Annotated in this window: 3 protein-coding genes; all 3 read right to left on the reverse strand. The window is 59.2% G+C overall.

Annotated features, from left to right (window positions below):
• Positions 1 to 57: 57 nt before the first annotated feature.
• From ACMXD4_RS11690 to ACMXD4_RS11700, 3 genes are read right to left on the reverse strand one after another with little or no spacing between them, the layout of a single operon-like run.
• Positions 58 to 10,467 (reverse strand): YDG domain-containing protein, encoded by a 10,410-nt coding sequence (locus tag ACMXD4_RS11690; protein ID WP_415878149.1) that lies wholly within the window; start codon positions 10,465 to 10,467, stop codon positions 58 to 60.
• 26 nt (positions 10,468 to 10,493) lie between these two features.
• Positions 10,494 to 11,222: a SapC family protein gene (locus ACMXD4_RS11695; protein ID WP_101053099.1), complete on the reverse strand. Its 729-nt coding sequence runs from the start codon at positions 11,220 to 11,222 to the stop codon at positions 10,494 to 10,496.
• Positions 11,223 to 11,269: 47 nt separating this feature from the next.
• Positions 11,270 to 12,991 carry a ShlB/FhaC/HecB family hemolysin secretion/activation protein gene (locus tag ACMXD4_RS11700; protein WP_415878150.1) on the reverse strand — a complete coding sequence of 574 codons (1,722 nt, stop codon included), beginning with the start codon at positions 12,989 to 12,991 and terminating at the stop codon, positions 11,270 to 11,272.
• Between the last annotated feature and the right edge of the window lie 251 nt (positions 12,992 to 13,242).

The raw sequence follows: 13,242 nt of genomic DNA on the forward strand, positions 1-13,242 counted from the left end.
GACGCAGTTAAACCGAGCAAAGGTTCGCCCGGTCGATCAGCTTTTATCGCCGCAGATTCAGATTGCTTGGTCTTGTTTTTCGATAGTCACCACAATCGATTTTTGTTGGCCGCTCGCGCTGGTCTGAGTGATTACGACTTGCAGCGGTAACTGCGCCGCACCGGCGCTGTCGGTACTGAAGCTTAACGACTGACTATTAAAACTCAGCCAAGCCGGTAACGGCTCGCCGTTACCCATTTTCGCCGAGACCGTGCTGTCTCCGGCCGTTGCAGGCAGTGCTCCGGCAGGCAGCGCAAAACTGAAGCCACTTGAATAATCATTAACCTCAACGTTGGCAACGATCTGCATCTGCCCTCCCGCCACCAAGGTTTGGGACGCCAATAAATGCACGGTATTGCCTGATTGCGTCGGCCCGGTACCACCCGTCGTCAAGCCGGTGGCGCTACTACCACCACCATTGATCCCCGAGTCGGCGATATTAAATTGTACGGTCCGGTTGCTATCGGCACCGCGTAACGCAGAAAGCGCCAAGCCGCCGGTTTTGGCGCCGCTGTTGGAACCGTTGTTGCCCACGCCGCCGTTTCCGCCGCTGTCCGGTACTACGGTACCGGCGTCGACGGTATCGGTTGGCGTATTGCCGGCGGAGCTTTGTAGGATGGTGACGACTGGATTGCCGCCGGCTAGCGTGTAATTGCCGGCCAAGCCGCCATTTCCGCCGTCGCTCAAGGCCAAGGTTCCAAGATCGACCGGTTTATCGATACCGGCGCTACTATCTAACATTTGGCCAGCCCCGCTCAGCAGCAGAGTTTCATTGCCAACCAAAGTGCCTAAATTGAATACATTAGCATTCACAAGGTTGCTGCCGTCGAACGCCCTCGAACCGGTTAAATGGATGACGTAAGGCAAAATTGTGCTGGTCGTGTTATCGCTGTAACTGATTGCGTAGTTGTTGCCACCATTGCCGTCGGAAACGCTAATACCGCTAACTCTCACAGTGCTACCGCCGCTGGCATTCTTATCAATGAACGTGTACACACCGCCGGATAAACTGTCCGAGCCGAAAAGTTGGCTAGCGCTGCCGGCTTTGACGATTGGCGTGCCCGAGGCGGACGTGGTGCTGTCGTACGTTTTGATGATGTCGCTGGTGGTCAAAATCAGATTAGCTTGGCTGATGTCCGCTCTAAGATCTCCTCCTATCAAGGTGTAATTGCTGGCCAAGCCGCCGTTGCTGCCGTCGGCCAAGGTCAAAGAGCCCAAGCTCACGCTTTTGCCGATGCCAACGTTTTTATCAGCGATGGAGCCCGCACCTGATAGGGTTAAAGTCTCGCTACCGACCAGACTTCCGATGTGCAAATCCGTAGCGGCGACGGCTGTGGTGCCGTCATAGCTCCTGCCGCCACTCAGGTTCACAACAAACGGGCTGATAGTGCTGGTTGTGTTGTTCAGATAGGACACCGAATAATTATTGCCGGCATTGCCATCGTTCACGGTGACGCCGGCAACCGTGACGGTCTTGGTGCCGATACCGACATTTTTATCGGTGAAGGCAAACGCGCCGCCAATCAGGCTGTCGCTACCATAGAGTGTGCCGCTTGAGACCATGGCGGTGCCTATCGCCGACGTATTGCCATCGTAGGTTTTACTGACGTTTCCAGTGCTGACGGTCAAGTTTGCCGTAGTGAGGGTCGCGTTATGTGTACCGCCCGTCAGCGTGTAATTGCTAGCCAAACCGCCGTTGCTGCCGTCGGCCAGCGCTAGGCTGCCGAGCGTCACGGATTTAACGACCCCTACGTGTTTATCCGCCACCGTACCGGTACCGCTCAGGTTCAAAGTTTCGGTTCCAAGCAGCGCACTCATGGCAAAAATATTGGCAGCCACATCGGCACTGCCGTCGTAGCTGCGATTGCCTGTCAAACTGACTGTGTAAGCCGTAATATCGGCACTAAGCGTACCGCCAACCAAGGTGTAATTGCTGGCCAGACCGCCGTTGCCGCCATCATTCAAGGCCAAAGAGCCTAGCGAAAGCGTTTTACCGGTGCCGACATTTTTATCCGCGACCGTTCCGGCACCGCTCAAGCCCAGGGTTTCGCTACCGACCAGGGTAGAGGTCGCCAAACTAGCGGCAGTGATGGCGGTGGTGCCATCGTAGGTACGACTGCCGGTCAGGTCGACGACGTAGGCCGTAATATCGGCAGCATGCGTGCCGCCCGTCAGCGTGTAGTTGCTAGCCAAACCGCCGTTGCTCCCATCGGCCAGGGCCAAAGTCCCCAAGGTCACCGCTTTGCCGGTGCCGACGTTTTTATCAGCGACCGTGCCGGTGCCGCTCACACTCAGGGTTTCGCTACCAACCAAGCTGCCGGTCGAGAAAATGCCCGCCGCCACGTTGGTGCTGCCGTTATAGGCCCGGTTGCCGGTCAGGCTGACCACGAACGGCGTGATGGTGCTGCTGGTGTTATTGGCGTAACTGATCGAATAGTTGGCACCGCTGTTGCCGTCGCTCACCGTCACGCCGCTGACGCTCACCGTTTTATTGCCGCTGCCGACGTTTTTGTCGGTGAAAGCGAATGTCCCACCGCTCAGACTATCGCTGCCGTACAGCGTACCGCCGGTCAGCGTGGCAGTACCGGCCGCACTGGTGCCGCCGTCGTATGCCTTGCTGACGTCGCTGGTGCTGACGGTCAAGCCGGCCGCTGAAATATCGGCGGTATGCGTGCCGCCCGTCAGCGTGTAGTTGCTAGCCAAACCGCCGTTGCTGCCGTCGGCCAGGGCCAAAGTCCCCAAGGTCACCGCTTTGCCGGTGCCGACGTTTTTATCGGCGACCGTGCCGGTGCCGCTCACACTCAGGGTTTCGCTACCAACCAAGCTGCCGGTCGAGAAAATGCCCGCCGCCACGTTGGTGCTGCCGTTATAGGCCCGGTTGCCGGTCAGGCTGACCACGAACGGCGTGATGGTGCTGCTGGTGTTATTGGCGTAACTGATCGAATAGTTGGCACCGCTGTTGCCGTCGCTCACCGTCACGCCGCTGACGCTCACCGTTTTATTGCCGCTGCCGACGTTTTTGTCGGTGAAAGCGAATGTCCCACCGCTCAGACTATCGCTGCCGTACAGCGTACCGCCGGTCAGCGTGGCAGTACCGGCCGCACTGGTGCCGCCGTCGTATGCCTTGCTGACGTCGCTGGTGCTGACGGTCAAGCCGGCCGCTGAAATATCGGCGGTATGCGTGCCGCCCGTCAGCGTGTAGTTGCTAGCCAAACCGCCGTTGCTGCCGTCGGCCAGGGCCAAAGTCCCCAAGGTCACCGCTTTGCCGGTGCCGACGTTTTTATCGGCGACCGTGCCGGTGCCGCTCACACTCAGGGTTTCGCTACCAACCAAGCTGCCGGTCGAGAAAATGCCCGCCGCCACGTTGGTGCTGCCGTTATAGGCCCGGTTGCCGGTCAGGCTGACCACGAACGGCGTGATGGTGCTGCTGGTGTTATTGGCGTAACTGATCGAATAGTTGGCACCGCTGTTGCCGTCGCTCACCGTCACGCCGCTGACGCTCACCGTTTTATTGCCGCTGCCGACGTTTTTGTCGGTGAAAGCGAATGTCCCACCGCTCAGACTATCGCTGCCGTACAGCGTACCGCCGGTCAGCGTGGCAGTACCGGCCGCACTGGTGCCGCCGTCGTATGCCTTGCTGACGTCGCTGGTGCTGACGGTCAAGCCGGCGGCTGAAATGTCGGCGGTATGCGTGCCGCCCGTCAGCGTGTAGTTGCTGGCCAAACCGCCGTTGCTGCCGTCGGCCAGGGCCAAAGTCCCCAAGGTCACCGCTTTGCCGGTGCCGACGTTTTTATCGGCGACCGTGCCGATGCCGCTTAGGCTCAGGGTTTCGCTGCCCACCAAGCTGCCGGTCGAGAAAATGCCCGCCGCCACGTTGGTCGAACCGTTAAAGGCCCGATTGCCGGTCAGACTAACCACGAACGGCGTGATGGTTAAGGTGCCGTTGACGTAGCTGAAATCGTAGTTACTCGCGGTATAGCCGCTCGCGGTGAAGGTGTAGCTACCCGCATTGGTGGCGCCTTGCGAGGTGCCGCCGTAACTGACGCTGCCGCCCAATACGCTTGATGTTTCGCTGTTAACGAAGCCGGTAATATTGACGCCATGACCACCGCTATAGCCCAAGCCGTTGTAGGCGCGGCTGTCGTCACTGGCGGTCACGGTCAGCGTTTTTTTGTTGACCGTTAAGGTTCCGCTGGCGCCGCCGGTGCCTATCGTCGTCGAATAACCGGCCCCGCCACTGATCGCGGCCGAACCCACCGCGCCGTTGACGGTATAGCTGCCGACCGCACGGCCGGTGCCGGCCGTGCCGCCGACAATGCTAAAACTGGGCGTGCCGCTTAAACCCGCGACGGTGGCCGAGTCCGTCACGCCGTCGTCGTTGACGTAGCCCGAAAATGCGCTGCTCGCGCTAGGGTCGGCGTCGCCGTAGGTTTTACTGATGTTGCCGACGTCGACGCTCAAGCTCGGCTGGTAGTCATAGATCAGGTGATTGCCCGCGACGATTGTTGCAGGCGCGTTACCGTCGTAAGTTTTGTTGTATAGCCTGGGGAGCGCCGAACCCGCCACCCCGGTCAGGCCGCCCTCGGTCGAGCCCGATGGGCTGTGCATGTACACCAACCAGCGTCCGTTTCCCGCAGAGAGTACATTGCTACCCACGTTGTTGATCAGCTCGCCGCCGCTGGCGGCCGCCAAAACCAGCGCATCCCCGCTGCCGTTGGCGGTCAAACCTGCACCGCTGTTCAAAACGATATTCTTGCTGCCGCTCGCGCCGCCGGTGCCGCGATGGATAATGCTGATCGTATCGGCCAATAATTGTCCCGCCAACGTGATATTGCCGCTGTCGTCTTCGGTGTTGCCGGTGCCGTCGCGCAATTCCATGGTGATGGAACCGGTGCCGGCGTTGATCGTAACACCGTTGGCAACTTCGATGACGGCATTACCGGCCGCACGATCAGCATCGACCACGCCGTTGGCGGCCAAATCGTTGGCATGCAAGACCAAATTGCCGCCGTCGGTGGTGATGTCGGCATTGAGGTAAATGCTGCGTCCCGCCTCCAATTTCAGGGTCGCTGACGAACTAAAAAGCCCGGCGACATTGAGCGCACTGTTAACGGTGATGTCGTTGCTGGCTTGTAGCGTGACGTTGGTGCCCCAGCCGAGTAGATTGGTCAAAACATCCGGGGCTATGGCCATGTCTTTGCCGACCGCCATCCCATAAGTAATGCGACTCGGATCGGTGGCGCCCGAGGTTACCCGGCCGGTATTTTCGTTGGCGAAGCTGACCACAAAGGTATCGCCGTGATCGTAGGCAAAGCCGGGCAGCAGGCTAAAATAGTTGGTGCCTGCATATTGATAGTAATCCACCCAAGGGCCACCGGTATCGAAGCTGATGCCGCTGTTCGCCGTGGTGCCGACAACGCTGTTCGCGTCCGAAACCTCACCGAAGATACCGTAGAAGGCATCGCCGTAGGTCACGGCGCCGGCGTTCGCCAATGCGCCGTTGCGCCAATCGGTATCCATGACCAGATAGTCGTAGTAATAGGTATTGTAGTTAACGGTTAATCTAACTTGGTTCAGGCCTACGTCCTGATTGCTGTAACTACCGATCAAGCTGTTGCTGGCCGACACCGCGCCGGCGACACCGATGCTGGCGCGCGCCCAGGATAACGCCCCGGCATCCGCAGCGGAACCGTTATGCCAGTGCCGGCTACCGACTAAATAAGATACGCCCAAGTCTATGATCCCGTCGCTGCCGACCTGATCGCCAGCCTGGCTGCCGACCAAGCTGTTACCGATCCCGACCACCGCGCCTTGGCTGCTCTCGCCGTAAGCGAAACCGGTTTTTTCCGCGACCCAGGTTACCGCGCCGGCATCGGCATTAGCGCCGCTGTGCCAATGCGGACTTAACACCAGATAGTTGTAACTCCAGACGCTGTTGATGGGGTCGTAACCGTTGGTCAGAACCGTGACGCCGCCGCTGCCGATCTGGTCGCCGGACGTGCCGCCTATCAAGCTGTTGCTGCCACTCACCGCCCCTAAAACGCCGGTCAGGCGGCTGCCCCAGGTCACCGCACCCAACTGGGTGTCGGTGCCGTTACCCCAGTTCGGGCTGATGACCACATAGCCGACCCGTGTCGCGTTGTTATATTCCGCCGGCAGTGCGACCACGCCACCGCTGCCGACCCGGTCGTTGGCGTGAGTGCCGACCAAACTGTTGGCCGCGCTGGCGTTACCGGTCAACGGCGAGGCAGCGCCGGCAGTGGTGGTGACGCTGCCCCAGGTCACCGCACCGGCGTCAGCGGTTGCGCCGTTGTCCCAATAGGGACTCGCAATCGAGTAATAATCCAGATGGTATTGTTTCTGACCTGCACCACTACCCGTGGTCCAGTCGTACGGCAACAGCGTGACGCCGCCGCTACCGATTTGATCGCCTGCGCTGCCGCCGATCAAGCTGTTGGCTGAGCTAATACTGCCGGTGATACCGGTAGCCGCGGCAGTTTTGGTGACGGCCCCAACGTTCGTGTTGCCGCCGTCGCTCCAATTCGGACTGGCGACCAAATAATACGCTGTGCGGGTGCCGGACCAGGAGCTACCGTTGTAGGTCAGCGTCGTGTATTGGCCGGCCTTGACACCTCCGCTGCCGACTTGGTCGCCGGCGGTATCGCCGACCAAGCTGTTGCCGGAACTGACAGTGCCTTGAATGCCGCTAGCTTCGGCGCCCATCGTGACCGCCCCGCGGCCGCTGTCCCAATGCGGACTAATCACACTGTAGTAGTAGGTATAGGACCAGCTATCCGCGGTGTCGACACCGTTATAAGTTGCCACGACCCCGCCGCTGCCGACCCTGTCATTGGCATGGCTGCCGATCAAGCTGTTGCTGCTGCTGATCGCGCCGCTGACGCCGCTACCGAAACTACCCCAACTGGCAGCGCCGGCATCGGCATTACCGACATTATCCCAGGTAGGGGTTAGAACCACGTAATCGGCCACGCCCACGTCGATAATATTATTCGCATCGCTGCCGACACCGTCGTTGGCGGTACTGCCGACCAGGCTGTTTCCCGCGCCGACCGCGCCGCTGACGCCGCTCGTTTTGCTGCCCCAGGTGACCGCCCCGGCATCGGTGGCTCCGCCGTTGTCCCAATCAGGGCTCAACACCAGATAATAACCGTCTTTCAACAAGATTCCGCCCCCTCCGACATGATCGTTGGCGGTCGTACCGACCAGACTGTTGGCCGAGCCCAAGGTGCCGGTCTTGGTGGCTGTGGCGTTCCAAAAGGTCACCGCACCGGCGCTGCCATTCCATAGCGGACTAAGTACCATGTAACCCGGATCTTGCCCTAGGTAACTGGCGCCGCCGCTACCAACCTGGTCTCCGGCATGGCTGCCGACCAAGCTGTTGCCGCTGCCGATGACACCGGATACGCCGCCGTTGTTGGTGCTGGTTTCGGTCGGAATATTCGTTAGCGTGTTTCCGAATAAGTCCGTCGTCGTGACGGTGCCGTAGGTGATGGTGCGGCCGTCGCCCCAGGTAATCGCGCCGGCGTCGGCGGTTGAGCCGCCATTGTTGAAATGGGGACTGAGTATCAAGTAATACGGATGAGTTGAAGTATAGCCGGTATCGGGGCTGCGGCTGGTGTAGTGGCTGAGTAACTGGATGCCGCCGCTGCCGACCAGATCGCCGGCGGTCGCGCCGACCAGACTGTTGGCGGACGATACGGCGAAACCGGTCGTCGCGCCGCCGGACGCATAACCGGTTGCGGCATTGAGCCAGGTGACCGCACCTTTATCGCCGTCCCAATGCGGGCTGGCGACCACATACGCGGCGTCGGTACGGTATGTGTTGACGTGGCCGTGCGGCGGGGTGTCGCTGGGTTGGCTGGTGTAGTTGGTGCTGTTGCTGTAATAAAGCACTTTGATGTCGCCGCTACCGATCTGGTCGTTGGCATTGCTGCCGACCAAACTATTCGCCGAAGAAACGGTGCCGGTCAATGCGGCCAAACCACTGGCCCACGTGACCGCACCGGCGTCCGCGCTGGCGCCGTTCTGCCAGTGCGGGCTGGCTATCGCGAAATAATTGCGGTAATACTCGGTGGCAGTAATCAACGCGCCGCTACTGTTGTAATCATGAAACTCGGTGACGAATTGCGTAATGCCGCTGCTGCCGATTTGGTCTCCAGCGGCACCGCCTACCAGACTGTTGGAAGATGAAATGACACCGGATATTCCGCTCAACGCACTACCCATCGTGACCGCACCGGTATTGCCATTCCATTGCGGGTTAAGGACTAAATATTTCAGGTAGCCGTTGTCGTTGCTCCAAGTGTGACCGGTCGCGCCGTAATAATTATCGACCAACACGATACTGCCGCTGCCCACGGCATCGCTTGCCGAGCTGCCGACCAAACTGTTGGCTGACGATACGGTGCCGCTTAATCCCGTGGTACCGCTTGACCAGGTCACCGCCCCCTTGCCGCCGTCCCAATGCGGACTGGAAATTAAAAAGTTTCCTAGCGAACTGAACGAGACATTGACGTTGGTATTGGTGTTTTGGCTAACCAACTGGGTGATCCCACCACTGCCCAGGCGATCATCGGCGTGGCTACCGGTGACCGTCGCGATCAGCGCCCCGGACCAGCCGTTGTACAGATATACCGCGCCGGCATCCTGGCCGCCGAAGTCGTCATAGGGATTCGTGACCGCCACGTTAGTGCTCCATAGTACCGACGTGCCAGTGCCGAAGCCGGATGTGACGCCCAGTGTGTTGGTCGGATTGGGGTCTTCGAAATCGATTTGCGGGTACTGGCCGCTGCTGTCGATGGTGATGTTGCGCGGGTCGAGTAATAGACTGCCGTTGCGGCCCTGGCTGGCCAAGGTGGTAACGGTTCCGCCAAACAGCAAGGCATCGTGAGACGAGACTTCCACGGTACCGCCGTCGCCGCCCGCCGAACCACCCTTGGCGGAGATCGTACCGTAAAAATCGGTTTGCTGATCCGACCAAACCACGACCTCGCCGCCGTTGCCTATATCAATGGCGTCGGCTTGCAGTTGGGTGAAGGGATTGATTCGGGTTATCGCGGCATTGCGAACCGCCGTGTCATTGCCGTGAAAACCGCCGCCGATACTGATTTTGCCGCCACCCTTGGCACCGTTGGCGGTGATCGTCGCAGCAGCCAACGTGACGTCTTTGCCGCCGGTGACGGTGATATTGCCGCCGCGTCCGGCAACGCCGCCGGCATCCAGGGTGGCGGAACTGAATACGCCACCTTGGCTCCCGGCGGTCACGGCGATGTCGCCGCCGTTTTGACTTCCCTTAGTAGACAGTTTGGCGGATACAGTCTGGATGACTCGACTATCGGCGGCAATCGTAATTCGGCCGCCGTCGGAGACGGTACCTTCGGCACTGAGCGTTCCGGTTTGCAGCACGCGGTCGCCGGTCAGGCGAATATCCCCGCCGCTATCACCGTCGGCGCGGACGGTGCCGGTGTCGACGACCAGCCGGCCGTGCTCGACGACATTGCCGCCTTGAGTATTCTCGGCGGCGGACACGTCCAGTGTGCCGCTGTTACGCACTTCGTCGCCGATTAACTCTATCGAACCGCCGCGATTAACCAGGGATTTGGCTTCAATCACGCCGCTGTTATTAATCGCGGCGCCGCGTAATTGGTCGGCGGCACTAGCGGTCATGATGACCCGGCCGCCATCGGCGCGGATCAACTGTTTGTTCTCGATCAGCGAATTGACGGTGGCTGGATCGACCTGAACGTTGACCAGTTTACCTTCGTCTAATTCCAGTTTTACGCCATCGCCGCCGGCTAGCGCCACCGTGCCCAAACGGGCCTGGACCACACCTTCGTTGCTGACGTTGGGGGCCAGCAAGGCCACGTATCCGCCGTCCTTGGCACGGATGTCGCCCTGATTGACGACGCCGGCGTCGCTGCCCTCGCGCTTGAAATGGTAGTTGCCGGCACGGAAATCCGCATCGCTGATGTTCATCGTCGACGCCGCCATCGCGCCAACATCGACTTGAGCGCCCTTGGCAAACAGCACGCCGTTGGGATTCACCAGAAACACCTGACCGTTGGCGGTCAATCGGCCGGCAATGATCGATGCTTCGCCGGCTGCTACGCGGTTCAGCGCGATCGCGCTGGCGTTGGGCTGTTGATAATCCACGTGGGCATTGGCACCGATGTTGTAGCTCTGCCAGTTGATGATGGCTTTATCACTGCCTTGGACGACATCCATCCGTGCGCCATCTTGGTGGATTTGGGCCTGTCCCGACGCCACCTGGCCGCCGCTAGGCAGCGCATTGCCGGCCAATTCGGCCAAGGCCGGCTGCCAAGCACCAGCCAAGGCGATCTGTATCGCCAGCACCAGCGGATGACGGTTGAAGTGCGGCGTGCGACTTTGGTTAGCATATCGGTTCATAAGACTGTCCTCTCGAATCAGTGCGGTTATTCGGTGCTTACGGCGGCTTTACGCTCCAATAGGCGGGCAAAATTGCTCAACGACGCCAAGTGCAGATAGATCAATCCTAACCAGCCGGCTTGGAACAGGCTGTCCAACGCATCGCCGCCGATTTTTTGGAAGCGCGCCTCGTCCACGATCCAAAGGCCGGATAAGGAGTAACGCTCGCCGCTCGGTGATACTGCATCGGCCCGGCGTTCGGTTAAGAGGTCCAATTCGTGCAAGGTAGCGGCAAATTGCGCAGTCCGCTGCGATTCGGCGTGGAACTCCCGCAAAAAGGCGATGATTTGTTGCAGGTAAGCTGACGGTGCGCCGTCCACCAGCAAAGGCTCGCCGGCCGTTTCGTTAAAACGCGGGCAAGTGTCGTCAAAACAGACGACCAATTGCTTGTCTTCGGCCTGTTCGGCAGGTACGAACGGGTATCGGCGGACGAAGGCTGGTATGTAATGTCCGGTCCAACGGCCAGCAGCGTTGACGAACAGGTTTTCGCCGTCGTTCAAGCCCAGCACTACCACCGGAACGAAGTGGCCGTCGCCGGCTTTGGCGAAGGCGATCGGGTATTCCTTGCCGGCTTCGCTGAATTCGGGACCAATCAGCGGCACCGAGTTACTAACGCGCGCGTAACCGACGTCTTCGGATGGCGCAATATGCAACCGGCCGTGAGCGGCTGGGTTCAAACTGACGATGCGTTTATAAAACAGCAATTGGTTATCCACAGTGGTATCGCCGGTTGAGTGGGTGGAAAAATGGCGTCAAAAGACTTTTAAAACGCTTTGCTCAGGCTGACCCAAAAATGAGGCGTTTTGTAAGTGCCGTCCGAATCGTTGCCGTCTGCCGAACGGGCTGGGTTGGCGCCTATGCGTTGGGCGACGCTGCCGCGGATGACGAAATTGCCGGGTACCACCCAGTTGATTCCGAAGCCGCCGCCGCTGAGCGTGTAATGGTTAGGCCCGCCTTCGGTGGCATTCGGCCAGAGGTCGTTGTGCAGCGTTATGCCGCCATGGTCGATAAAGCCGACCAATTCGACATGCTCATAAACCTCGTAGCGTAGTTCAAAATTCATCAGATAGCCTTCGTCGCCCAGGGCTTCGTTGACTGGATAAGCTCTGATGCCGAAAGGCCCGCCCAGACTGAATTTTTCGGAAGAATCCAAATTTTTGGTGGCCAGTTGTCCACTGACGCCGGCATAGAAGCGCAATTTGTCGGTCAGGCTTTGCAGACGGGAGGCGTTAAGCGAGAACTTTTGATAGGCGCCGCCGGCACGGGCCGTGGCCCGGTTTTGAGTCTGGTCGGCCAAGCTTCCCGACAAATCCAGGTTGCCCGCCACCATTGTTGCGCCGAATAGCGTGACCGCGCCGCCTAGCAAGTCGTCCTGATGATCGCCGCTCAGACCGATGTAGCCGCTTTGTACCTCTTTATCGCTGACCACGCTCCCGAGGCTGGTGTTGTAATAGTGGCGATCATCGAAACCGCTGGCCACGTAAAGATTCGTGCTCACCCCGCGAAGCAAGGGATAGGTGGCGAAGGTACCGCCGGTCCAGGCCGAACCTTGAGCGTCCAACGACTGAAAGGGTTCACCCAGGGTGTAGTCCAGCGCGGACGCGGCCAGACCAATCCGCAGCCCGGAGTAGCCTACCGGCAGCGAATAGGCAATTCTGCCGTAAACGTTACCGCTGCCGCCTTGAACCCGTAACGAGGCCAGATCGCCGAGGCGCAACGGATTATTTAGGTTTAGCGATCCGCCGAATTGGTTCATGCCGACTGAGCGCACGCCGGTATTGCTGTAATCCACGGAGCCGCTGATTAAGTTGCTGGGATCGATTTTCAGCAGCAGGTCGGATTCGCCGGCTCTAGCACCGGCCTTCAGAGTGGAAGAAACCGTGCCGCCGGTCAGATCGTTCAACAGCAGGATGCCGCGTTGCATATCGGCCAATCGCAAAGCCTCCCCTGCGGGCTGAGCCGCCAACATGGTTTGTCGGGGAATATCGTTTCGGTAGACGGCGGCCGGGTCGTCGACCTCCACTTTGCCTAATTTCGCTTCGCGGATCAGGATTTCGACGATGCCGTCGCGAATTTGCTGAGCGGGCAATACCGCGCGGGCAAAAAAGCCACGTTGCTGGTAATACTCTGCTATATCGCGAGTGATCTTGCGCAGTTCGGCCAAGCTTAAGTCCTTGCCGATGTGGTCTTTCAGAAACGCCTGTAGTTCGGCTTCGCCGATCAACTCGGCGCCGCTGATTTTCCATCCCTTAACTTGAATACGGATGTCGCCTTCACCGGCAGGCGCCGGTTGCTCCGTGATTTCGAACGGGACATTCGAATCACCCGGCAAAATCGGTTCGGGTTTGATATTTCGTAGAATCGACCCCGCCTCGGGAACCACTTCAGCCGCTTGACCGGAAGCCAGACAACTGATTAGGAAAGCTAAGGCAGCGGCGCTAGGCCGAATATGGATGAGTTTGCGATTTCGAAGGGTCGGTTGCATACGATTCCAATTGCTGACATGAATGGAAATGGTCGCCTGTCCGCTTTTTTCTTAAGGCCGCTAGGTAAGTTACGACTAACGCGGCCCGTCTGGTGGTTACTCGATGCGGATTAGCGTGCTCAGACAAAATAGCTGCTCGATCATAACCGTTCGGCTCAGTTGCCGCAAAGGATAGTTTCCGACAGACCACAAGAACGGTATGGAAATAATATAGTCGATTTAAAATGAGTCAAACGCAAAAATTTGCCTAG

Source organism: Methylomonas sp. TEB (assembly GCF_047777895.1).
Taxonomy (GTDB): domain Bacteria; phylum Pseudomonadota; class Gammaproteobacteria; order Methylococcales; family Methylomonadaceae; genus Methylomonas.